This window comes from Bradyrhizobium sp. 215_C5_N1_1 (genome assembly GCF_052075935.1).
In the GTDB taxonomy this organism is placed as follows: Bacteria; Pseudomonadota; Alphaproteobacteria; order Rhizobiales; family Xanthobacteraceae; genus Bradyrhizobium; species Bradyrhizobium barranii.
In genome coordinates this window covers 8,410,189-8,433,790 of record NZ_CP197228.1, presented here as the reverse complement: position 1 = coordinate 8,433,790, position 23,602 = coordinate 8,410,189, and the positions used below count along the sequence as shown (strand labels likewise).

Below are 23,602 nucleotides of genomic sequence, written 5' to 3'. Positions count from 1 at the left end.
CATTTGGGTCACCAGTGTTCGCATGCGCCGGGAAGACCGGACCTCCATCTCGTCTCATCCTCTCGCAGACCTCGGCTGGAACCTGTTGATGGGGTTACGTCATCGCATGCTCCTCCTACCTCGCAGTTCCTGTGTTCGAGCCAGGGGCCGTTCCTTCGTCCCGGCCCGCAGGACGTGCGTCGCGTCGCGCGCACGGGCGGTCAAGGCCGGCCGTTGCGCTTTGCTTGCGGCTGGCTCCGGCGTTGCCAGGCCGCGCCTTGACCGCGCCGAGCACGGCGCGAGGATCAAGCGGGTCGGACGCCTGCATCGTTGGTCCTTGTCAGCTCGAAGGCGCGTCCTTTAGCCAGCACCGCCCAGGCGATGCGGGCAAGCTTGTTGGCGAGTGCGATCGCCAGCACGTTGTGGTGCAATCGCTTCTTGGCGGCTTCGATCCAGGATCTGAGTCCGTAACGTTCCCAGTTCTTGATCCTGACCAGCACCACCCATGCCGCCTGGACGAACAGAACGCGGAGGTAGCGATTGCCGCGCCGTGAGATTTTGCCGAGGATCGTGCGGTCTCCCGTCGAGATCTGCTTGGGCACCAGTCCGAGCCAGGCGCCGAAGTCACGGCCTTTGGAGAAGACGTCTCCAGTGCCGATCGCGGCCACCATGGCGCTCGAAATGATCGGCCCGATGCCAGGCACCGTCATCAGGCGCGAACATGCCTGATCTTGACGGGCCAGTGCTTCGATCTCGCCGGAGAGGCTATCGATGCGCTGATCCAGCTGACGCCAGTCGCCTGTCAACTCCTCGATGACACGCAACATGCGTGGCGACAGGGCATCGGTGCGCGTCGCAAGGATGGTGGGCAGTTCTGTGCGCAGGAAGCCGATACCCTGGCGCACCGCGATCCCGCGTTCCAGCATGAAGGCGCGAATCTGGTTGATGATGCCGGTGCGTTGCGACACCAGCGCGCTCGCGCACCCGATGCAGCGCCTGCAGATCGAGTTGCTCCGCGGTCTTGGTCGCCACGAACTTCATCGTCGGGCGCTGCACGGCTTCGGCAATCGCTTCGGCGTCATTGAAGTCGTTCTTCGGTCCTTTGCTATAAGGGCGGACATATTTGGCCGGCATCAACCTGGCATCGTGACCTAACGATGCGAGTTTGCGGCTCAAATGATGTGCGCCGACGCAGGCTTCCATGCCGATCAGGCAAGGCGGCATATTGGCGAGCCGCGCCTCCACCTGGCCACGCGACCACTTTTGCCGCAGCACGATGGTGCCGCGCGTATCGTGGCCCACGACGTGGAACGAGTTTTTGCCGATATCGATGCCGATCACGGCGATCGCGGTACTGGGTGTCTGGGACATGGCGTGCTCCCTGTCTTGGCGCCCCTGGCCAGCTTATCGCTGGCGGGGCAGGAGCACGGCCGGACCATCCCATTAGCGGACGTTCCGAGTGGCGGGTGATCACGGCATCGATATCGGCGGTCGCCAAGAATGGGATCCGTTTTCGCTCCTGCAAGCTCAACCGCCGGCGTGCTCGGCGGGAACGGTCTTACCCCGTTCTAGCGGGAGGGTGAACTGAAAGACGGCGCCCCGAGGTTCATTCCCAGTGGCCCACAGCCTGCCACCGTGGGCCTGGATGATCGAACGGCAGATCGCAAGGCCCATGCCCAAGCCGCTAGGCTTGGTCGTGTAGAAGGCTTCGAACAGGCGGTCCACACTCCGCGGGTCCAGCCCTGGGCCGAAATCCCGCACGGTGACGAGCACGGCGTTCGAGGCCTCTCTCTCACTGGTGATCCTCACGTCGCGCGTCCCATTGTCGATGCTGCTCATGGCTTCGACCGCATTGAGGATCAGGTTGAGGATTACTTGTTGCAGCTGGATGCGGTCGCCTTCGATGAGCGGCAAGCCCGTCGCGAGCTGGGTCTGCAGGGATACGCCATGCCTCACCAATTCGCTCCGGGTCAAGGCGATGACTTCGAGGACGGCCTCATTGACGTCAACCCGCGCCAGGCGTAGGGGCGCCTTCTTGGCTAGGGCGCGGATCCGGTGCATGATATCGCCCGCACGTTCGGCGTCCTGGACGATATAGCCGAGGGTCGCGCGGACCTTATCCAGATCGGGCGGTTCAGCTTCGAGCCAGCCCAAGCCGGCTGCGGCATTGGTGGCTACCGCCGCAATGGGCTGGTTGACTTCGTGGGCGATCGAGGCCGTCAGCTCGCCCAAGGTCGTGACACGCGTGATGTGAACGAGGTCCGCTTGTGCCTGGCGCAACTCCTGTTCCGCTTGCTTGGCCGCAGAGACGTCCATGATCGCTCCAACGAACTCAACCTTACCCGATTCATCTGCTATGGCGCGAGCCACAACCTTCACGAACTTGACCGAGTCATCAGGCATCTGGAATCGATGTTCGAGCTCCCAGTCCATGCCCTCGCGCGATGCGCGGTCGATTACCCGCCTAACTCGGTCGATGTCCGCAGGATGAACTCTTTGTATGAGCAGCTGCAGTGATGGCTTGGTTGTTCGGTCGTATCCAAGGATTCTGGAGCTCTCCTCCGACCAGAAGAACTCGCCGCAAGAGCTTTTCCAACTGAAACTGCCCGTGAGACTCAATCTCTGCGCTTCGGCCAAATAGGCCTCGCTGAGCCGCAGCGCATTTTCGGCCTGCTTGCGCTCGGTGATGTCGTTATTAGTCTCCATGATCGCGACGGGCCGGCCCCGTCCGTCCGTTTGCACAGACCACCGACTCGCCACGGTTGCTTGCGTGCCGTCTTTTTTCGTGTGGACGAGTTCCCCTTCCCAGCGGCCGTTGCGGAGCAACTTTGCCATGATCTGTTCGAGCGGCATGGGGAAGATCGTCCGCATGAGTTGGTGGGTAATCTTGCCGACGGCTTCACCTCTTTTCCAACCGTACAGTTCCTCGGCGCCGCGATTCCAGTAGGAGATGACATCGTTCATGTCGCGCACGAACACCGTGTCGTGGGTGAGGTCGAGGAGTCCGGCTTGCTCGCGCAGCACCATTTCTCTCGATCGGCTTTGCACGGCGAGGAAGGCCGTAATGCCGATTGCCGCTAGGGTGAGAAGGCCGTTCGAAAGTGCGATACCTGGCGATACATCGTGCTCCGACAGCATGTAGCTTAGCCCCGTCAGAGCCATTAATCCCAACGACGCGAGCACAACTCCACGCTTCTGAAGAAACTTCGCAGATAGCAGCACAACGCCCACGTACAGCACCGCGAGGGCAATCTCTTTTGGGGTAATTGTGTCAAGAATGAAGACAACGATAGCGATGGCAGCGCCAATAGCTGCAAGAGCGCGCGACCTGATTATTGTCGGCCGGGTCGCCGCATATTCCACTTGGTTCTGCTCCGTCCGCATGTCTCGCCTCGCCAAGGACTTGCCGGCGGTCCTGGTGTCGCGATCGGGTCGGCACTTTTCGCTCGGTCAATTGGCAAGCTGACGTTCCCGGTTCGAGAGCGACGGAGCACAAGCCGCTGCCTTGCACCGCCAGTCATCCGCTTTGCCGCATCGGGAGTTTGTCCCGATCTACCTTGCGAGTAAAGCGGCAGCAGCGGAACGTGGCGAAACGGAACAGCATGCCGCAGGCCGACAAGACTACCAGCGGCGCGGGCACTTGATAGCCTTCCCCAGTCCGAGCCTTCCCGCGTGGCCTTCCATTGATGGACTACAGATCAATCCGTCAGCAGATCATAGTCCCGGCGCAAAACAGTTTGGACGTGAACCGCCGCGCGCGCGGCGGTATTTGCATCTGCCGCACCCGCTGCGAGCACACAGAGCGACCAGTTATTTTCAGCGTGCTTTGCAACGCGATTGATCGCTATTTCCAGGACGTTATGACAACCGGGCTGCTTTCTCACTTCTAACAACGCTCGTCGCTGCAATTCCTGGATTGAAACGCGGATCTTGGGCATAGGCTGGCTCGGCAATCTTACTGGTTGGGGGCCCGCGCGCTATACCTAACTGAACAAGCGCAATCCGGGTTCCCCTTGCGAGAGGCACGAACCTTCGATCGCTAGCTCGGCACCCGATATCTTGCGGCAGCGTCACACTCGCGATGTCGGCTCATTGGGATAGCGGACCTCGCAACAGAGCGCGCCTAAGTCCGAAAATGACCCTTACGCGCTAGCTTGTCGCTTTGCAGAGCTACTTTTCCGAGATGCTCGAACTCAGCGGAGGGAGACCTTGTCAAGGCCAGCCATTCCCAGTGCACGCGCGGCCCCGGTAGACAGGTCTATGCAGCGTCCCTTTACGAAGGGACCGCGGTCATTGACTCGGACAGTGACGCTTCGTCCGCTTGAGTGCGAGGTCACTGTGACGTCAGAACCGAACGACCTAGTGCGATGGGCTGCAGTCATCGCGCTTGGATTCATCCGTTCGCCGGAAGCGGTTCGGCCGCTACTCCTACACGACAAGGACGGAGAGACGACCCCGGCTCCGGGGGAGACTAGGGGGTTAGGCCGGGGCCGCTCCGCCAGCTCTTACAGCGAGCCAGCGACGACTCAAATATTCGCCCACCCTTGTGGTTCCTTTGAGCCGGTCGCCCCCAAAAAGGGGGACTGGCCTGTTTCCTAGCGCGGTAGCCTAATTAGGAACGCCACTCTGTAGCTGCTCTTGTCCCTCTATCACCGGGACCGATCAAGGGGCCCCCTGACTGAGAGACACGACTGCGCTCCCGCCCAAACGGAGGAGCGTCTATGCCGCGCTACTACTTCCATATCTTGAACGGAAAAATGCTGATCGATGACGTCGGCGTTGAAGTGGCCGACACCGAGGCAGCGAAACTTGAGGCAGTGAAGTACGCAGGTAATGTCCTGACGTCTGAGCATCCCACCGACATGTGGAAGGGGATACCATGGGAGTTGAAGGTCACGGACGGCCCTTCCCCCGATAAAGGTCGGACTTTGCTCACCCTCACGCTAACCGCTGAAATCAACACCACTTAGGTGTTTTTTGGCGGCTTAATATCCACTCCCTACTATTTCGCGCGTGAAGGCATCGGGCCTCGCACGCGGCTTCAGTTGCGCGCGGCCGCCTCCAGGTCTGCATAGGGTCGTTCTTCGGTGTGCTTCATCGGCGTGTCCCCATGGCCGCCTGGGCGGCGGTAATATGTGCGGGATGCCGGTAGCTCTCCGGCACACGCGCGCCAATCGACCCACAATTTGAGATAAGTCCGTCGAGTTACGAAAAGCAGTTTGTGGCAAGGCACATTTTGCTGTGCGACGTTACGAGTAACCCGTGCCGACTTCGGCGAAGGTCTGTCGGGCCCCGCTGACGTGATTTAAAGAGCCTCAGAATTTGATGACTGAGCGCAATCCGACAACGGTCGCATTCTTGAGATGCTTACCGGGTGACATCCCCAAAGGGTCAGTTGTGCCGCCGGCGTTACCCTCAACTTCACCGCGCTCGACCCGATCAAGGCGCTCTATTGGAGCGCCGTCATCAACGGTGTGCTGGCCGCGCCGATCATGACCGTCATGATGCTGCTTGTGCGCCGTAAGTCCGTAATGGGCGAGCTTGTGGTCCGGGGGCCAGTCTACTGGCTAGGCTGGATCGCCACCGCAACCATGTTTTTGTGTATTGTTGGCATGGCTTGCTCGATAGGGAGCTAATCGGGTTCGCGTAAGGGTGCGGCCACTGCGCCGAGAGTGCCGACAGTTCGGGAGCGGAAACTGCCGGCGCACCCCGCAATAGCGACTGTCCTTCCGCCCGGGAGGGGCCATACAAGAACAGCACCTTGCGAACGTGAAGGGTTTGCCTGGTAATTCAAGCGACCCGGCTGCCGAGCGATGAATAGCGGGTCGGGGCTTGGGACGGGCCTACACTTCCACAGGTGGCGGTCTCGTTTTCTTGGGTCGACGGCCTGCTCAATCCCGCCGCTGCAGCTGAAGCTCCATGAGGGCGATCCGTTGCAACGTTGACGGGTTGCGTTCCCCCGTACCTGCTGTCCGTAGAATTGACTCCGCAATGAGATTGACGTGGCCGGAGTGCACAGGCTCCGGCAGCGTTGCTACAGCGGCCTTTAGGGCCGATGTCATAGCCTCAATCACTTCGGGCGAAAACGACGCGTTGGCGAAATTGTGCATCTGTCCCATTGGGTTTGGTGCGGTCCACCAACGTCGGGGCAATTCGGTAGTTCCATATTCGGAAAATCCTCCAATCTGCTGACGACCCGCTATGACAAAAGGTCGCTCTGCTAAGCAGAACCATCCTTGGCCGCGGGAGCTTCCTTCCTAATCCGGCGGATTAGCTCAACCCGGAAACGTCCAGCAGTCCGATATCGACGAGTGCCACCGGCGCGCTTCTGCAGGAACGCCCGATGCCCTGCCTTCGCGTCGCACGCCTGCCTCTTCAATCTCGACGGAAACGAGACAAACAACGACCGACAGCTCGACACGACCGCCGGAAGGGCATGCAACTTTCATTGCTAGCTCGCCCATCCTCCAAATGCCTGGCGCCGTTCAGTGCAAACCGTCCCTGCGAAAGAAGTCGGGCCCGATCGCTTTTGGTGGTGACTGTGTTGACGAGGCGCCAATGGGCACGAGAGTTCGGTCCGCGGAGTGCGTCGTCAAACATTTGGACCGGATTTCGCGGCGGTGCACGATTAATCCACTGCCGGCTCGGCGTCTGCGCAGAAGGCGGTGGGCTGGAGACCCCTTCTGCGCTCGACGCTTCGCCGAGGCGAGCGTTGTTAAAATCCGTCCCGCTTTTGATGTATTCAACCACTCGTCCCCAGCCGGTAGCGAACCCAATGCTCATGATTCTTGCGGGCGCTGAAGAATCCCGATTTTGGGAATATGTGAGTTTTCCTATGGTTCGGTTAGAGTCCTCAATTTCGTAAAATCGAAGCCCCTATGCTCGTGTGATGCGCTGCAGCGAGATAACTGCTTGCTGCGCTGCGCCCGAACATCTCCGGCACCTCGCATCCGAACCACCGGTATGCGTTCACCTTTGTTCTGCACGAAATGCGTATGCAGGAACACGGGCCGATGAGTTTGCATTGTCCACTAGTTTCATTTGTGCATGAGGCCAATCATGCGACTTCTTTGTAGAATGATCGCGATTGCGCAATCGCAGAACCGAAGCGTCATTGTCACCGTCAATGACCGCGGGCCATGGGTCCGGGGCCGCGTTCTAGACTTATCCTTGGCCGCCGCGCACAGCTTAGGGATTACGGATCGTGGCGTGGCTCAAGTTCGTGCCGAGGTGTTGTAAACACGCAACGGGCGCCGAAGCGAATTTGCCGTGCCTCTCAAGAACCCCGAGGCTATTGCCGTCATCGTGACAGCCCTACGGCTGGTTCACGGTGACGAAGCTGCACGGGCTATGCTGGTGGAGGGGATGACCTTGGCAGCGCTGATAGACGCGATGTTCTCGGCACCGATCGCACGACGCGATGCCGTTCGCAACATCACAAACGCGTTGAACGACTTTGCTATCTCGCCGGACGTCGGGCCGGTTTGGCATCTCAAGTACCTGTATGACAATCAGCCGGGTTCGTTGACGATCGTAGACATGGCAATAGCTACGCCAACCGGTACGCTATCAAGTGTGGAAACCACGTTGCGGCTTCCTGTCTAGAACCGGGGCGACGGTAGCAAAACATCGCGCCCAGTGTGCAAACCAAGGAGGGGAGGGCTCAAGGCTGGCGAGCCCAACGAGCAGATGCAGCGCGATGCGGACAAAGGGATCAAGACCCGCAACTCCGGAGCGTCCGGTTACGTGGCCGAGCGCATTCTCCCGGCCAACCGGGAAGGGAGCAGACCACCGGTTCGGGTAGCCAGACCGGGACACCGAAATAGAGGCGTTCTCATGAGGCCGCCCACTGAGTGGCCTTTATCCACAGCGCCCTCCAACGGCTTCTTCTTCCACTGCGCTCGAGCTTCCCACTCGATGCGCGCCTTGAAACGCGCCCCAATATGTCATGAAAAAACTGGAGACGCGCCGGGTCGATACGGCCGACTGTCCCAACCCTGTTGCACCATAGGTCGTGCTCATGGCGGAATCTCCTGGGTGTTGTTTTTACCCGGACGAGGGTGCCAAGGCATGAGCGAGCGCGCTTGACATTCGGCTTACAATTTCTTTACCGGCGGCTTATTCTTTGCGTTCCAAGCGGTGCTAGAGGCCCCGACGATCGGAGGCCGCCTGAGGGATTGGCAGCTTGCGCTATCTCTTCGAGGAGTACGCAATCGACACTGACCGGCGCGAGCTGCATCGCGGGGCGGACGTCGTCTCCGTCGCGCCACAGGTATTCGACCTGCTCGACTACCTGATCCGCAACAGGGAGCGCGTCGTCAGTAAAGACGACCTCATCAATGCCATTTGGAACGGCCGTATCGTGTCCGATGCGGCGCTGACAACGCGCCTGAATGCCGCCCGCAGTGCGCTCGGCGATTCCGGTGAGGAACAACGCCTCATCAAAACCCTCCCGCGCAAGGGCTTCCGTTTCGTCGGACCAGTGCGGGAAGCGCAGGGAGCCGCAGGCGCGGTAGTCGCCGATAACGCCGTAGACCCGTCGAAACACGCCCTCGCGCTGCCCGATAAGCCTTCGATCGCGGTGTTGCCATTCCACAACCTGTCAGGTGATCCCGAACAGGAGTATTTCGCGGACGGAATGGTAGATGACATCATCACGGCGCTATCCCGGTTCAAGGCGCTGTTCGTCATCGCCCGCAATTCGAGCTTCACCTACAAGGGGCGCGCCGTTGACGTGAAGCAGATCGGGCGAAAGCTAGGGGTGCGTTACGTGTTGGAAGGCAGCGTTCGCAAAGCAGCAAACCGAGTACGCATCACGGGACAGCTCGTCGATACCGCCACCGGCGCACATCTATAGCCGGACCGGTTTGATGGTGGTCTCGGCGACGTCTTCGATCTGCAGGACCAGGTGACCGAGAGCGTTGTCGGGGCGATCGCGCCAGCGCTGGAGAAAGCCGAGATCGAGCGTGCCAAGCGCAAGCCGACCGAGAGTCTCGACGCCTATGCCATCTATTTACGCGGTTTGGCCAGGTTTTATCAGTTTGCTGGCCGGCCCGCGAAGGCTGCTGGCACATAGCGTCAGTTGGCACAGTGCACGGCATGTCCGGAGCCGGGGACAGACGGGAAGCCAACGACTGAGAGGCGAACCGACGCGATTGACCTATTGGTGGAGGCCGCAGCGAGAAGGCTGCCGTTAAAGACGGTATTGCCAACGTTAAGCTAACTATTCTTCGTTTCGGTCGGCAAGCAGTGGCGCGCTACGCCAAGGGCAATGGCCGGGTGCTGGCTCTGTCGGCGGCCTTTGCTGGTCCGTTGGTCGGACCGTGTGCATGAGGGCGGCGGCATCCACTTCAAGGGCGCATCGTCCAGCTTCCTATTCAGATCTCGCAGTCGATTGAGTTCAAAGCCTTACGCAAACCACCGAACGCGCTTAGCCGACAGGGCTCGGTGTCGCCGGCAGCCTTTGAACGCCCGGAAATGGTAGCTCGCTTGATTTCGGTTTCCTTTGACTTCGACTTAGGAAGGGCAGCGGCAACCTTCTTTGATTTGGGATGGTGCCGATGGTGGTCGATCACCTTGGGGGAGTCCGAAGAATCGATACCCATGCCTTCCGATGGAGAAATGCGTTCCTCGACTAGAGAAGGCTGCGCTGGAGTTTCGCTGCTCGCAGCGGCAATTTCTAGTCGATCAGCTTTCGCCAACGCACCATGTGAATCGGAAATGCCTACGGTCGTTTCGGCAAGGGGCTGGACGACCGCTACTGTACTTCGCGCCGGATTTCTGAGTTCCATCGACACCAGAAATCCAACACCCAATAGGATGAGGAGACCCAACAACACCATTCTCAGCATGATGCTTCTCCACCTTAAAATAGTGCCGGTAAAAATTCATCGATCCATGAGGCAACATGGCGGCGGCTCACGTACCACGTACGGGGTGTTTGCCAACAGGGTTAACCGCCGGCCTAGATGTTCCTGACGCGCGACGTCGAATATGCCCGGTGAGCCACAGGGCGACTGGCCGGAGACCATCATTGTACCAAGGTGCAGGCCCGACGACGGCGAACGTGATCGCCTTCATCGGGCCAGAATCGCAGTCACAGACTGATGCCGGTTTCGATTCGTGGAGCAAGAACAGCAATGGAGCCCGCAAAACCCCGCAAATGGACCGAAGAAGAGACCAAGCTGCTGATCGAACTCGCGCAACGTAAGGAAAGAGTGCCAGCGATGGCGCGAGAGATTGGACGTCACATCGCATCCGTTAGGCGACGAGCTCGCGAATTGGGTTTGCCTCTGCTGCCCGGCCGAGGTGAGAGGCAACTTTAGCTCCCTACCCACTCGCCCCTCCGGGACGCTGGGCCTTGAGCTCTGGCTCCTTTGCACCCGTGTCCCGCCGGCGGCCATCAAAATCCGCCGCGTCCGGCTAACGCGCAACCTCCGCAGCCTTAACATGACGGATCGCTTCCTACTCTCGTACTTACAACCGCATGCAGATTGCATGAGGACGAGAGATGGACGATCCCGTGAACTTCGAGCAGTTGGTGCAGTTTCGTGCCCCAGCGAACCTATCAAAAGCGATCGACTGGGCGGCCAGCCAACGTTTACCACGCTCAATGTTGACGGCCTGGGGGCCAAGCCGCTGCGCTCGGCACCTAGCACCGAACTGGTTGCGGGCACCTTGTCGACGCAGCTTTCTACCTTCAGGCTTCTTCGGCAATCCATACAGCATTCCGGTCGGTGGCCTTCTGCCGTTCACCGGCACGACTGCGCCCAACAGTTCGTTTGTGCTGCCTTATGGGCAGGCGGTTAGCCGAGCTGACGGCAAAGATTGGCCGGCCCTCATTCGAAGACCCAAAGTAATGTTACGCTTTCGACCACGCACGCTTCTGGGTAAGACATCTGATCGTGCTTCTTTGACTAGAACTATGGCGCTCGGGGGTGAGAGGGCTCTTCGGGCAAATCTTTGATTTTAAAAGGAAAGTATTCAACCTTGACGGGAATCACTCCCTCTCCGCCATCCCGTCGAAAATCGCCGAAGAATTAGCCTAATCCTTGAATCCCAAGGATCTTCCGGGCAGCCGCCGGTACACAAAGGCGGTACACATGGTCCGTGCAGTAGGCAGGCCCAGGCGGCATCCGGCGACTGGCATTTACAAGCACTGGCTGCGCGAGCACCGCGAGGACGGCTTGCCGCAGGAGATCGGCGCGGCGTTCAAATCGGACCGCTTCTACTACCAGGCAATCCAGAACTAGCGTTTGCCAAATATGCGGAACTGCCGGTCACAAAGCCCGCAGGCGCGAGTGCCGCGGTCGCCGTGCTGGGCGTACGCGGCAATGGCGACCTGAAGGGGCCGCCCCATGAAATCGACGTCGTCGCGATCCAGGGCGACAAGGTCTTCTTTCTCGCTGTCACCAATGCGGTGAAGACGGCCGAGATTCCGGCCTGCGAAAAAGTCTGGAAGCAAATGATGGCGAGGAAGACACCGGAGGATTCCATGGCCAAGGAAGACCGGGCCATGGACGCCTACACAAAATCCTTTGCCAAGGAGGCGCCAGGTCAAAGCTGGTTCGCGGCGGCCGTGAAGAAGGCGCGGGGCCAGTTGGAGCTGCTGCTCGCGCGGTAGGATCCCTCGGAACTAACCGATCCGGAAACGGTGTTCCGGCAGCCCCTGCGCGACGCCGTCAATGGCCAGGAGATGGCCGGCCTGCGGCTCGACGTCAAGCTGCTGCCGATCCAGGAATTTTCTGGCCGTCGTCACATACAGCGCTTTGAGATCGCTTCCTCCGAAGCAAAGACAGGTCGGATTGGTGACAGGCAGGGGAATGACCGTGTCGATCGTCCCGTCAGGCCGATAACGCACCACCCGACCGCCCGAGAAGAACGCCGTCCACAGCCCGCCATCGACGTCAACGCACGCGCCGTCAGGTCTTTCTCCGGAGGCGCTGTAATCCGCAAATAGGCGCCTGTTGCTGATCAGGCCGTCGTCGAGATCGAAGTCGAACGCCCAGGTGCAGTAACGCCGCGTGTCCGTGAAATAGAACGTCCGATTGTCGGGCGAGAACGCGATCCCATTGGACACGATGACGTCGTCGAACAGGCGCGTCACCTGACCGTCTCCGGTGACGCGGTACAGCGAGCCGTTCGGCCGGTGCAATTGATTGTCCATAGTGCCGATCCACAGGCGGCCGCGCGCGTCCACGCGGCCGTCGTTGAGGCGGTTGTCCAGGCCGCGTTCGACCTCGACGACGGTCTGGCGATGGTGGAGGGTCAAGTCCTGCGCGAGCAGATGCGAACCGTCTGACGTCAGGGCCTGGCTGCCGAGGAATTGGCAATCATAGGAGGCTTTGTAATGGGCGCCCGTCGCGGGATCGAAGGATTGATGAAGCCGGCCGTCGATGTCGATCCACCACAGCTTGCGGGACCGGTCGCACCACAGCGGCGTTTCGCCAAGAATGTCCGCGCTGGCGACCGCGGTCTCGACCCTGTGCGCGGGAATCGTTTTCGCAGTCATTCCGGAATCCGGTTCCAGCCGCGCGCGCTATCGCCAAAGGCCTGATAACCATCGGCGGTGACGGCGATGGTATCCTCGAGCTTGATAAAACCCCGTCGCTTGTGAGGCAGCGTGGTTTCAATCGAGATGACCACGCCGGCCTCAAGCGGCGCATTGGCGTCGTCGGCGGGGTAGGGAATGGGTCCGCTCGCCGTCAGGCGCGGCGCTTCGTGGCTGACGATGCCCATGCCATGGGCGACGAAGTGCATGTGCTTGCCGTGAGGAGACCGCGCAAGCGCTTCGTTCGCTGCAGCGTAGATATCGGCGCCGATGAGACCGGCGCGGATCGGAGCGCGGGCCGCCTGCTGGATCAGGTCGATTTCGCCGAGCAGATCGACGAGCTCGCCGTCCGGCGCCCCATGCATGGCCATCCGGCAGAGATCGCCGATATAGCCTTTGTAATTCCCGCCCGAATCCAGTGACACGATATCGCCGCGCTCGAGACGTTGCTCGGACGGCGCCCGGTTGAGGCTCGTTCCCATCGTCACCAGGGCGTATTCGAAGATCATGTCGCGGGACAATTCGGCCTGCCGCAAATGCCCGATGATCTCGCGCTTGCTGTGTCCGGGCCGGGCGTGGTTCACCGCATCCATCATGGAGGCGACCACGCGCTCGGACGCTTCGCGCAGGATCTCCAGCTCGGCTGCGGTCTTGATCGACCGCAGTTTCTCGAGCGGGCGCATCGCCTCGACGAGCTGGCAATCGCGGAGATCCCGACGCAGCACATCGGCGGCATCGACGGGCAGGAACGACATCTCGACGCCGACACGCAGCGCCGGCGTCGCGACCGCCTTCACATGCCTGAGCGCGAGCGCCATCGCCTCGACCGAGGTCGACGATCCGAATACGGCCGGCGGCATCCAGTATCCGGCGCCGGTCCTGTTCTCGACGCTGTCCCGCTCGTTCCGGTTGGCAACATAGGCGCACTTCTCCGGGGCGCCCTTCAAATAGACGAAGATGGGCAGATAGCGGCTGATGCCGATCGCTTCCATGTAATCGAACTGGAAGTGATAGTAACCGCCGAGCAGGTACTGAATGTTGTGCTTCGCGGTGACGATCAGCACGTCGATGCCGAAATCGTCGAGCAGGCCGTCGAGCCTTGCCGTGGAGAACGGAATTTTCGAACTCATTGATCGTTCTTCTTCGCTGACGACTTGATCTCTTGGGCGGGCGAAGGCGGTCAGCTGTCCTTCCAGGAGGACAGCGCATGCGCGACGCAGCCATTGATGTGGTCGCTGAGGACGGCCCTGGCGCTCTTGATGTCACGCTTCAGAGCGGCTTCCAGCAAGGCCTTGTGCTGGTTGATCGTCTCCGTGCCGCGGTAGCGCAGCGCATAGCGGAAGTATTTGTCGAACACGATCGCATGGGTATGCATCAACTCGCGCGACCCGCAGCTCGAGATCAGCGCCTGGTGGAATTCGCCGTCGTAGCGCTTGCGCAGCTCGGGATCGTCGCCTTCCTTGAGGACGGTGCGTTCGGTCGCCGCCAGCTTGTGATGCGCGGACACGACGCGGCCCTCCCACTCGACGTCGCCGGCCCGGAATGACTCGGCCATCGCGTGATGCTCCAGCAGGATGCGCAGCTCGGCGAGCTCGCGCAGGTTCTGGATCGAGATCGGCGCCACCTCGAAGCCGCGCTGGCCTTCGGCGACCACAAAACCCTCGGACGTGAGGCGATTGAGGATCTCGCGCAGCGTCGAGATGCTGACGCCGTAATCTTCCTTCATGGCATCGAGCTTGAGACGCCCGGCAGGCGTGAGCACGCCGAAAATGATGTCGGAGCGAATGCGCTGATAGCCGCTGTCGCCTGCCGACATTGGCCGTTCCTCGAGTGTCGTCATGCGCTCTAGTCCCGCTGTCCGGATCGCCGGCCCGCCGTGCGGCGGCCGAACCATCAATGTTGCCAGCAATATAGCAGACCGACGACACATGACGTCTACTGAAATCTCATATGAAATTGATTTTGTCGTTTGACATGGAAATATATGTATGATGTGTAAATAAACGGAGGGTACGGAAAACAAGGCCTTAAGCCGCCGTTCGTGCCCCGGCGAACAGGGAGGAAACGATGAGCTTGTTGATACGGGCGCTGTCTGCGACGGCGATCTGCGTGGCGCTGACGGTCGGCGCATCCGCCGCTGACGACATCCAGGAGCGGACGATCAGGTGGGGCCACCTCAACAACACCGATCACCCTGTCAGCTTTGGCGTGCAGAAGTTTGCCGAGATCCTGCTGGCGAAGAGCGGGGGCAAGATGAAGGTGCGAGAGTTCGCAGCCTCCCAGCTCGGCAATGAGTTGCAGCAGCAATCGGCACTGCGCGGCGGCACGCAGGAGATGCTGTCGGCCTCGACCACCTCGCTCGCAACCGTCATTCCGGAATTCGGCCTCGTCGACTTCCCGTTCCTCTTCAACACGACCGAGCAGGCCGACGCGCTCGCGACCGGTAAATTCGGCAACGCGATGATTGACACGCTGCCGTCGAAGGGGCTGATCGGTCTCGGCTATTGGGGCCTGGGTTTCCGCAATGTCACCAACAGCACCCGCCCGATCACGAAGGTCGAGGACTTCAGCGGGCTCAAGCTTCGCGTGATTCCGAACCCGGTCTATCTCGAAAGTTTCAGCGCCTTTAAGGCCAATCCGGTCCCGATGGCCTTCGGCGAGCTGTATTCGGCGCTCGAGACCCGCACCGTCGACGGCCAGGAGAATCCCTACACGGTCATTCTCTCGAACAAATTCTACGAAGTGCAGAAATACGTCTCCGCGACCAACCACACCTTCACCCTGAACATCATTCTGGTGAGCAAGGTGTTCTGGGACAAGCTGTCGCCGACCGAGCAGCGCCTGATGCGCGAGGCTTATGCAGAGAGCCGCGACTACCAGAAGGAGCAGACGCGCCTTCAGACCGAAAAGGCGCTGGCGGAATTGCAGGCCAAGGGCATGCAGTACAATGCGATCGCACCTGAAGAGACCGATCGCATGCGTAAGACAGTGCAGCCGGTCGTGGACAAGATCTCGGCCAATCTTCGGTCCGAGACGGTGAAGCTCTTCAACGACGAGGTCGAGCGCATCCGCAAGGACGTGAAGTAGCCGACGTCTCCATCACGCAGGCGGCGGGGCCGGCCACTGGCCGGCTCACACCCCTCATTTGCCCGGACGTCACGCATGGCGCGAGCTCTTGACCTCTACTGCACGTTCCTGAAAGCCGTCATTGCCGCGTGTCTTGCAGTGATGGTGGTGCTGGTGTTCGGCAACGTCGTCCTGCGTTACGGCTTCAACTCCGGCATCACGATTTCGGAGGAGCTGTCGCGCTGGCTGCTGGTCTGGCTGACCTTCCTCGGCGCCATCGTCGCGCTGCGCGAGCACGCGCATCTCGGCGTCGACAGCCTGGTCCGCATGCTGCCGGCTTACGGAAAACGCATCTGCTTCATCATCAACTATTGCCTGATGCTGTTTGCCGATTGGCTGCTGCTCTCGGGCAGCTGGCGCCAGACCATCATCAACATCGACGATCGCGCGCCGGCGACCGGCCTTTCGATGGCCATCTTCTACGCGGTCGGCGTGATCTTCGGCGTATCGGCCGCAGTCATCCTTCTCTACGACCTCGTCCGCGTGCTCACGGGACAGGCCAGCGAGGCCGATATGGTGGCAGTCAAGGAATCGGAAGAGCACTGATGCGGACCATCGGGATCACGCTATGACGATCGCCGTCTTTACCTTATCGCTGCTCGGCGCCATGGCGCTCGGCATGCCGATCGCCTTTGCGCTGATCGTCTGCGGCGTCGCCCTGATGAGCACGATCGACATGTTCGACGCCCAGATCGTGGCGCAGAATGTCATCAACGGCGCGGACAGCTTTCCGCTGATGGCCATTCCCTTCTTCATGCTCGCGGGTGAGATCATGAACAAGGGCGGCCTGGCCAAGCGTATCGTCAATGTCGCGCTCGTTGCCGTAGGCCATTTCCGCGGGGGGCTTGGCTACGTCACGATCCTCGCGTCCTGCATCCTGGCCTCGCTCTCGGGTTCGGCCGCGGCCGATGCGGCTGCGCTCGCGGCTCTGCTGGTGCCGATGATGGTTGCGGCAGGGCACAAGAAGTCCTATGCGGCGGGTCTCGTGGCGGCGGGGGGCATCATTGCCCCCGTCATCCCGCCCAGCATCGGCTTCGTCATCTTCGGCGTCGCCGCGGGCGTTTCGATCTCGAAACTGTTTCTGGCCGGCATCGTGCCCGGGCTGCTGCTCGGCGCTGGGCTTTGCATGGCGTGGGCGTGGGTGGTGCGGAAAGAGAACCTGACGCCGCCGCCGCGAGCCTCGGGGGCTGAGATCATCAAGGCCGTCGTCGATGGTTTCTGGGCGCTGATGCTGCCGGTCATCATCGTGGTCGGCCTGCGTTTCGGCATCTTCACGCCGACGGAAGCCGCGGTGGTGGTCGCCGTCTACTCCCTGTTCGTCGCGACCTGCATCTACCGTGAACTGAAACTGTCGCAGCTCTACGCCATCTTCGTCTCCTCTGCCGTGACGACGAGCATCGTGATGTTCCTTGTCGCCGCGGCGCTGGTATCGTCCTGGCTCATCACCGTGTCCGAGATATCCGCACAGGTCGTGACCCTGCTGAAGCCCTTCATGGGCAACAACACGCTGTTGATGCTCGCCATCATGGTCGTGGTGGTCATCGTGGGGACGGCGCTCGATATGACGCCGACGATCCTCATTCTCACGCCGATCCTGATGCCGATCATCAAGGCGGCGGGCATCGACCCCGTCTATTTCGGCGTCCTCTTCATCATCAACAACGCCATCGGCCTGATCACGCCACCGGTCGGCATCGTGCTCAACGTGGTCTGTGGCGTCTCGAGGATCAGCATGGAGGATATCATCAAGGGCGTCTGGCCGTTCATGATCGCGCAACTGATCGTCCTGTTCGCGATGGTGCTATTCCCGGGACTGGTGACGATTCCGGCGAAATGGTTCGGCGGCTAGTCACATATGTCGACAAAGGAGAGGCGAACAATGGCCGCTAAGATCATGATCCTCAATGGACCCAATCTGAACTTTCTCGGCATCCGGGAGCCGCACATCTACGGCCGGACGACGCTGAAGCAGATCGAGGTCAGCTGCCAGGCCCTGGCCGACCAGCTCGGCGTATCGATCTCATTCCACCAGACCAATATGGAGGGTGAGCTCGTCAATCTGATCCAGTCCGCCCATGGCAAGGCGGATGCGATCATCATGAATCCGGCGGCCTATTCCTTCACCTCGATCGCGCTGATCGACGCACTGAAGATCTTCGAGGGTATCAAGATCGAGGTGCATATCTCGAACATCCATGCCCGGGACGAGCTTCACCGCCACTCGATCACGTCGAGTGCCTGCACGTCGGTTATTTGCGGCTTGGGTCCGTACGGCTATCTCGCCGCGATCCTGGCAGCCGTTCAACGGCTTGGACAATTGCCTGAAACCATTCCGCAGGCCTTGCACGGGCTTGCCGCCGCTGCCACGGCGTAAGGAGGAGAGCAACATGCGCGGTGCAGGATTTCTCGCCATCTGGAGCGACGTCGAGGCGCACGACCTGACCGATTACCGGCACTGGCTGACGCGCGAGCACACCACCGAGCGCGTGACGACCAAGGGCTTCCGCGGGGTGCGCGTCTTCCGCGCGGCAAGGGACGACATCAACCGCTTCTTCATCCTGTACGAGCTCGATGCGCCCGAGGTGCTCGACGGCGAAGCGTACCTCGCGCGCCTCAACGCGCCGACGCCCTGGTCGCAGCGCATCATGCCAAAGCTCGGCAATTTCATGCGGGGCGGGGGCATCATGGTCGCGCGCGCGGGGCGAGGCGAGGGCGCCACGATCATGGCGCTGCGGATCGAGGCTTTGCCCGCGGACGCCCGAAAACTGGCTGAGGCGCTCGTTGCATGCGACGGAATTGCCGCCATTCAGATCGGCGCGACCGACGAGGCGCGCACATCGGTGCCGACTGCCGAAAAGGGCATGCGAAAGGACGAGGGCTTTTTCGCAGGCCTATTGCTGATCGAGGCGCTCGACGTCGCCGCGTTGCAGGCCGCCTTGCAGCAGGCGCGCGCGATTGCGCCCGACATCCTGGGCCGGGCGAGCGAGCCGGAAGTCTACCAAGGCATGTTCGCGCTCGACGCCCGCATCGCGGACTTCGGCTGATGGCCGTCTTCTCGCTCGCTGCCCTGACCGTGCTCGATCTCGCGCCGCCCGAGATGATCGAGCTGGCGGCCCGCTGCGGCTACGAGAAAGTCGGGCTCAGATTGCTGCCCGCGACGCAAGGCGGAATTGCCTATCGCCTGATGGACGATGCGCCGCAGATGCGAGAGACGCTGCAGCGGTTGCAGTCGACGGGCGTGACCGTCGCCGATCTCGAAGTCGTCGCGTTCAGGCCGGCGACGGACGTCGCGTCCTTCACGCCCTTCTTCGAGGCGGGCGCGCGCCTCGGCGCCAAACATATTCTCGTTGCGGCCTACGATCCGGACCTGGCACGGTTCTCGGACCGCTACCGGCAGTTTTGCGAAGCGGCTGCACAGCACGGCCTGACATCCGATCTCGAATTCATGCCCTGGACCAGCGTTCCGGACCTGAAGACCGCGATGCGGATCGTCGCCGATATCGATCACCCCGCGGCCGGCGTTCTGGTCGATGCGCTGCATTTCGATCGATCGCAAAGCGCGCTTGCGGATATCAAGGCTATCCCGGCGAAGCAGCTTCACTACTGGCAACTCTGCGACGGTCCGGCCGAACGCCCGGCGACGACCGAGCAGCTCATTCATGCCGCACGCGAGGAACGGATGTTTCCAGGCGAGGGCGGCATCGATCTCGTCGGACTGACACAAGCCATGCCCGACAGCCTAACCATCAGCATCGAGGTCCCGACCGTTCAGCTGGCGAAGACCGTCGATGCCGTAACACGGGCACGCCGGGCGCTCGCGGCGGGCAGGGCCGTGGTCGAGAGGGCGCGCGCCGCTTCGTAAGAGGGTGGGATGCCGCAAGCCGATCGCGTCTGGGACATCGAGACCGACCTGCTGGTCATTGGCGCAGGTGCGGGGGGCATGACGGCGGCGCTGGTCGGCGCCCTCGAAGGGCTCGGCGTTATCCTCAGCGAGAAGTCGGACATGGTGGGCGGCACGACCGCAACCTCCGCCGGCACCGTCTGGATCCCGGGCAACCGGCAAGGGCGGCGCGCTGGAACGCCTGATACGGTCGAGGCCGCGCGGACCTATCTCGCCGCGATGCTCGGCGAGCACGCGACCGACCAGCGCGTGGATATGTTCCTGAAGGCCGGCCCGATCGTTCTCGATTATCTCGAGCAGAAGACGAGCGTGAAGTTCGCGGCACCGCCGGTCCATCCCGATTACAAGCAGCTTCGTGGCGCTGCGATCGGCGGTCGCGCGCTCGGAGCCGTGCCGTTCGACGGCCGCGAGCTCGGCGACGATTTCGTGCGAGTCAGGCCGCCACGTCGCGAATTCATGGTCCTCGGCGGCATGATGGTCGGGAAGGCGGACATTCCGGCGCTGCTGGCGCCCTTCCGCAACTGGACCAACTTTCGACACGCCGTCGGCCTTCTCGCCCGGCATGCGCTGGATCGGCTGCGCCACAAGCGAGGAACGCGCCTGATCATGGGCAATGCGCTGGTCGCACGACTGCTCGACAGCATCCGCCGCGCCGGCGTCGAGCTGCGATGTGAGACGGCGCTTCGCGAGATCATTTGCGAGGGCGACGACATCGTCGGTGCGGTCCTCACGTCTCCGACCGGAGAGGTCGCCATACGCGCCCGCAAGGGCGTGGTGCTGGCAACTGGCGGCATCGGCTGGACCCGCGAGCTTCGCGAGCGGCTGTTTCCAGATGCCGCGCGCCGCTTTTCGCTCGCGCCCTCATCCAACACAGGTGACGGAATCCAAGCCGCCGAGCGTGTCAACGCCATCATCGAGCGTGACCTCGAGAGCCCGGCCCTGTGGATGCCGAGCTCGGTGATGGCGCAAGCCGACGGCCACGTCTCGGTCTTCCCGCACATCATGCTCGATCGCGCCAAGCCGGGCCTGCTCGCCGTCAACAAATCCGGCCGACGCTTCGTGAACGAAGCGGACTCCTATCACGACTTCGTCGCCGCGATGCTGCGTTCGAACGCATCTGCCTCGTCAGCCACGCCGGCCTTCCTGATCTGCGACAGGGCCTTCATCAAGGATTTTGGCATCGGACTGGTTCATCCCGGGACCAAAGACCTGACCGAGTTCTTGCAAACCAATTATTTGATCGAAGCCGAAACGATCGCAGAGCTGGCACAGAAAATCCCTATCGATCCAGATCAGCTTGCTGAAACGGTCGAACGATACAATCGGTATGCCGAGAGCGGGGTCGACGAAGATTTCGGGCGCGGTTCAAGCGAATTGAACCGGTTCAATGGCGACGCCCGGAGCAAGCCGAACCCTTGTCTGCGCCGGATCGGCCCAGGACCGTATTATGCCGTCGCCGTATGGCCCTCGGACCTCGCCAGCAGCGCCGGTCTACGCACGGATTCCTGCGCACGCGTATTGTCTCGCGACGGCACGGTTCTATTCGGTCTCTACGCCGTCGGGACCGATTCATCCTCGATCTTCCGCGGCACATATCCGGGGCCGGGCACCATGATCGGCTTGTCTTCGGCTGGTGCGCCGCGATGGACGCAGCGGGAAAGCTACGCGGGCTTCTCGATCTGGCGCCGCGCTAGATGCTACCGCCCCCGCCTGAGCTCCTCGGTCGCGCGCCGGAGGACATCGTGAAGCCAGTCGTGCGCCGGCTCGCCCTCGATGCGTTCGTGCCACAATAGCCGCACCTCGACCGGGGTTGTGGCATAGGGCAGTTCGTATATCGTGACCGCGTGCGCGCGTTCGAAGGCGCGTGCCAATGGACGCGGAACGATCGCCGCGAGTTCGGAGTCCGCGAGCGGGGCGGGCAGGGCCAGGAAATGCGGCGGCGAAACAGCTATGCGCGGCGGCCGGTCGCTTTCGGACAATGCCCGTTCGAGGGCCGCGCGGTCATACATTTCCGACCGCCTGGCGAGACCGCGCTCGGAGATGAAGCCTCCGATGGCGCCCTCCTGCTCGCCGCCGAAAGGAGACAACGACCAGCGGCATGCGCGCCAGGGCCGCGTTGTCGATCCGGCGAGCTTGCGCTTTCCGCCCACGATCAGCACGTCGTCATATTCGAACAACAGCGAGGTCCGGAAGCGGCTCGGCGGATCCGAGAAGACGCCGATCGCAACGTCGATGCGACCAAGGTCGATCTGCTCGGCGAGGTCGATCCGTGTCACCGGCTTGATCAGGTCGATCGCCGGCGCCTCAAGCCTGAGTATCTTCAGGAGCGGTGACTGCTCGTCTTCATTGCCGACATTCACAGTCTCGGGCTCCAGAGCGCCCAGGGCTTGATGCTGAGCTCGGCGTTCTATTGGGACCAGAACGAGGACACGCGGGCGTGGTCGAAGCGCTTCATCGCGAAGACCCAGAAGGTCCCGACCATGATCCACGCCGGCACATATGGCGCGGTGATGCACTACCTCAAAGCGGTCAAGGCGGCAGGCACGCTGGATGGTCCGACCGTCGCCGCCAGGATGCGCGATATGCCAGTGAACGATTTCATGACGAAAAACGGCCGAATCCGCGAGGACGGCCGGCTGGGTAACTTTTAAGGGAAGGATTAAGTGCTTGTTGAGCGTAATGTCGAAGGACAGAAAAATCGCAGCGTTAGCTGGAGCAACGCTGTTGTTGTCCAGCCTCTCGCTTTGCGGGTGCGCAACTTCAACTGCTGGCTCTTCACCGATGGACGCGCGGGCTGAGGCACCGGCGCGCCCGAAAGCGAGTGGCAGCTATCCGGCCGTAGAAGACGTGCCGCCGAGGCGGGGGCCTGCCATGACGGCCGACCAGCAATTGAAGCTCCAGAAAGAACTGACCGCGGCGCGAGATCGTCAGGCGTCTAGGACCAAAGGCCAGGCTGCAGGCCCTGAACTCGTGAAACCCTGACACTGCACGCAGGCCCGCGCCATCTCGGCCCGATTGAACCTTTCCGGTGACTGCCTAGACCTAGGTCTAGGATTATCATCCTCAGCGTTCATTTAACCTTTGCAGAGGAGGGGCAAATGAGTTCGCAACAGCAGCACTGAATCACGAAACTAGCCGACACGCTCCTCGGAATTCTCAAGAGGGACATAGCCAGTCTGAGGCGGCAACATAGCCAAGTGGAAAGATTGCGCGACCGGGTGAAACGAGCCGAGCTATCTGTCCAAAATTCGCGGCGCCGCGTGGAAGCCGTAGCCGCAGGATCGCAAGTTCGGCTTGCCGTCTGAGACGGTGAATACGAGGCCCGGCGGTGCACGCCGGCGGCCTTTCAAAGTGGCGCGAGAATTTGCCAGATGACCAGCAGCACCACGATCACAAGCGTGCCCGACCTAAACATCTTCTCGCAACGATTGATCGAGCGTTTAAACGGCGGCTAGCGTTCTGCAATCGCCTCCACGTCAATTCGTAAACTCAACACCGATACAACTGCCTGAACGCCAGATTATACGGCAATTTCTTTCAACACGATCCTTCGCAATCATGAGCTTGAAACGGTCTCTCATATTATGCCCCGCTGATAAGGGCAGCTCGATTGCTGCTCCGTGGTCGGTGAGGTCGACGACGCGGCAACAGATGCTCGATCCGTCGCCGAAGATGTAGGCGACTTCGTTTGTTTCGATGCGCTGTTGTCTGCGACGTTCCTGCACTGTTTCCTTCTGGATTTAGTCCTTCCTAGACGGCCCACCCGTTCTTGCCTTGGGACGCCGACGCCTTCTTGACCTTCGGCTTAGCGTCAGTGGAGATGCAGACTATCACTGCGCCGAGCAGCAAGACTTCGCGGTGTGCCCAACGAAAAACCCGCCAGCCGCGTGGGGCTGACGGGTTTCCGATTGCCCATGCGTACCGCGGTAGTCGTCACCGATCCGCGAGGGCAAATCGTATAGCCATAACGGTTGACATTAGGTTACCCGCTCACGAACTTAACGGCGTCGTGCGGGCCATAGAGCCGCTGGGATAGCCTCGGAGGC

19 protein-coding genes and 5 pseudogenes are annotated in these 23,602 nt (G+C 61.3%); 14 read left to right on the top strand and 10 right to left on the bottom strand.

Going from position 1 to position 23,602, the window contains the following annotated elements:
* Positions 1-284: 284 nt before the first annotated feature.
* The 4 genes and pseudogenes from AB7G19_RS40705 to AB7G19_RS40690 form a co-directional block, all read right to left on the bottom strand.
* Positions 285-1,350 (bottom strand): annotated as a pseudogene (locus AB7G19_RS40705) (IS110-like element ISBj4 family transposase).
* Between the two features lie 156 nt (positions 1,351-1,506).
* Positions 1,507-3,363: a PAS domain-containing sensor histidine kinase gene (locus AB7G19_RS40700; RefSeq protein WP_439037617.1), complete on the bottom strand. Its 1,857-nt coding sequence runs from the start codon at positions 3,361-3,363 to the stop codon at positions 1,507-1,509.
* 314 nt (positions 3,364-3,677) lie between these two features.
* Positions 3,678-3,917, bottom strand: coding sequence for a hypothetical protein (locus tag AB7G19_RS40695; RefSeq protein WP_439037618.1), 240 nt, complete (start codon positions 3,915-3,917; stop codon positions 3,678-3,680).
* A gap of 255 nt (positions 3,918-4,172) precedes the next feature.
* Positions 4,173-4,418 carry a septal ring lytic transglycosylase RlpA family protein gene (locus AB7G19_RS40690; RefSeq protein ID WP_439037619.1) on the bottom strand — a complete coding sequence of 82 codons (246 nt, stop codon included), beginning with the start codon at positions 4,416-4,418 and terminating at the stop codon, positions 4,173-4,175.
* Between the two features lie 282 nt (positions 4,419-4,700).
* On the opposite strand from AB7G19_RS40690, the gene AB7G19_RS40685 reads away from it, so the two are divergent.
* From AB7G19_RS40685 to AB7G19_RS40665, 5 genes and pseudogenes are all read left to right on the top strand, one after another.
* On the top strand, positions 4,701-4,949 hold the full coding sequence (locus AB7G19_RS40685) for a DUF6894 family protein (protein WP_135217071.1): 249 nt from the start codon (positions 4,701-4,703) through the stop codon (positions 4,947-4,949).
* A gap of 450 nt (positions 4,950-5,399) precedes the next feature.
* A pseudogene (locus AB7G19_RS40680) lies at positions 5,400-5,615 on the top strand (divalent metal cation transporter); the annotation flags it as partial.
* Positions 5,616-7,026: 1,411 nt separating this feature from the next.
* A complete protein-coding gene (locus tag AB7G19_RS40675; protein WP_135217070.1) occupies positions 7,027-7,218 on the top strand; it encodes a septal ring lytic transglycosylase RlpA family protein in 192 nt (63 codons plus the stop codon).
* A 30-nt stretch (positions 7,219-7,248) separates the two neighbouring features.
* Positions 7,249-7,584 (top strand): hypothetical protein, encoded by a 336-nt coding sequence (locus AB7G19_RS40670; protein WP_135217069.1) that lies wholly within the window; start codon positions 7,249-7,251, stop codon positions 7,582-7,584.
* Positions 7,585-8,164: 580 nt separating this feature from the next.
* Positions 8,165-9,013: pseudogene (locus AB7G19_RS40665) on the top strand (winged helix-turn-helix domain-containing protein); the annotation flags it as partial.
* A 343-nt stretch (positions 9,014-9,356) separates the two neighbouring features.
* Here AB7G19_RS40665 and AB7G19_RS40660 read toward each other — a convergent pair.
* Positions 9,357-9,830 carry a hypothetical protein gene (locus AB7G19_RS40660; protein WP_439037620.1) on the bottom strand — a complete coding sequence of 158 codons (474 nt, stop codon included), beginning with the start codon at positions 9,828-9,830 and terminating at the stop codon, positions 9,357-9,359.
* A gap of 1,290 nt (positions 9,831-11,120) precedes the next feature.
* Between AB7G19_RS40660 and AB7G19_RS40655 the strand changes: the two are divergent.
* Positions 11,121-11,602: pseudogene (locus AB7G19_RS40655) on the top strand (hypothetical protein); the annotation flags it as partial.
* Between the two features lie 12 nt (positions 11,603-11,614).
* Here the strand turns inward: AB7G19_RS40655 and AB7G19_RS40650 are convergent.
* Genes AB7G19_RS40650 through AB7G19_RS40640 form a run of 3 tightly spaced genes read right to left on the bottom strand, consistent with a single transcriptional unit; the run spans position 11,615 to position 14,369 of the window.
* Positions 11,615-12,490, bottom strand: a complete 876-nt coding sequence (locus AB7G19_RS40650) for an SMP-30/gluconolactonase/LRE family protein (RefSeq protein WP_439037621.1) — start codon at positions 12,488-12,490, stop codon at positions 11,615-11,617.
* The gene (locus AB7G19_RS40645; protein ID WP_439037622.1) at positions 12,487-13,659 is read right to left on the bottom strand and encodes a M24 family metallopeptidase; all 1,173 of its coding nucleotides are present in this window, start codon (positions 13,657-13,659) and stop codon (positions 12,487-12,489) included. The genes AB7G19_RS40650 and AB7G19_RS40645 overlap by 4 nt, the downstream gene beginning before the upstream one ends.
* 50 nt (positions 13,660-13,709) lie before the next feature.
* Positions 13,710-14,369: a GntR family transcriptional regulator gene (locus AB7G19_RS40640; RefSeq protein ID WP_135217137.1), complete on the bottom strand. Its 660-nt coding sequence runs from the start codon at positions 14,367-14,369 to the stop codon at positions 13,710-13,712.
* A gap of 227 nt (positions 14,370-14,596) precedes the next feature.
* Here AB7G19_RS40640 and AB7G19_RS40635 point away from each other — a divergent pair, with 227 nt between their 5' ends.
* From AB7G19_RS40635 to AB7G19_RS40605, 7 genes are all read left to right on the top strand, one after another.
* Entirely contained in the window at positions 14,597-15,616 is a 1,020-nt protein-coding gene (locus AB7G19_RS40635) for a TRAP transporter substrate-binding protein (protein ID WP_208088271.1), read from the top strand.
* A gap of 75 nt (positions 15,617-15,691) precedes the next feature.
* Positions 15,692-16,201 (top strand): TRAP transporter small permease, encoded by a 510-nt coding sequence (locus tag AB7G19_RS40630; protein ID WP_071915797.1) that lies wholly within the window; start codon positions 15,692-15,694, stop codon positions 16,199-16,201.
* Between the two features lie 22 nt (positions 16,202-16,223).
* A complete protein-coding gene (locus AB7G19_RS40625; protein ID WP_071915796.1) occupies positions 16,224-17,504 on the top strand; it encodes a TRAP transporter large permease in 1,281 nt (426 codons plus the stop codon).
* Positions 17,505-17,534: 30 nt separating this feature from the next.
* Positions 17,535-18,029: a type II 3-dehydroquinate dehydratase gene (locus AB7G19_RS40620; protein WP_071915795.1), complete on the top strand. Its 495-nt coding sequence runs from the start codon at positions 17,535-17,537 to the stop codon at positions 18,027-18,029.
* Positions 18,030-18,042: 13 nt separating this feature from the next.
* Positions 18,043-18,699 (top strand): hypothetical protein, encoded by a 657-nt coding sequence (locus AB7G19_RS40615; RefSeq protein WP_071917613.1) that lies wholly within the window; start codon positions 18,043-18,045, stop codon positions 18,697-18,699.
* Complete coding sequence (locus AB7G19_RS40610) at positions 18,699-19,517, top strand: sugar phosphate isomerase/epimerase family protein (protein WP_135217134.1); 819 nt, start codon at positions 18,699-18,701, stop codon at positions 19,515-19,517. The genes AB7G19_RS40615 and AB7G19_RS40610 overlap by 1 nt, the downstream gene beginning before the upstream one ends.
* 9 nt (positions 19,518-19,526) lie before the next feature.
* Positions 19,527-21,302, top strand: coding sequence for an FAD-binding protein (locus AB7G19_RS40605; protein WP_439037623.1), 1,776 nt, complete (start codon positions 19,527-19,529; stop codon positions 21,300-21,302).
* On the opposite strand, the gene AB7G19_RS40600 is transcribed toward AB7G19_RS40605, so the two are convergent.
* Complete coding sequence (locus AB7G19_RS40600) at positions 21,254-21,916, bottom strand: LysR substrate-binding domain-containing protein (protein WP_439037624.1); 663 nt, start codon at positions 21,914-21,916, stop codon at positions 21,254-21,256. The two genes, AB7G19_RS40605 and AB7G19_RS40600, sit on opposite strands and share 49 nt — an antisense overlap.
* Here AB7G19_RS40600 and AB7G19_RS40595 point away from each other — a divergent pair.
* Positions 21,890-22,195: pseudogene (locus AB7G19_RS40595) on the top strand (ABC transporter substrate-binding protein); the annotation flags it as partial. The gene AB7G19_RS40600 and the pseudogene AB7G19_RS40595 overlap by 27 nt on opposite strands.
* A gap of 837 nt (positions 22,196-23,032) precedes the next feature.
* Here AB7G19_RS40595 and AB7G19_RS40590 read toward each other — a convergent pair.
* Positions 23,033-23,281 carry a PilZ domain-containing protein gene (locus AB7G19_RS40590; RefSeq protein ID WP_439037625.1) on the bottom strand — a complete coding sequence of 83 codons (249 nt, stop codon included), beginning with the start codon at positions 23,279-23,281 and terminating at the stop codon, positions 23,033-23,035.
* Positions 23,282-23,602: the final 321 nt, after the last annotated feature.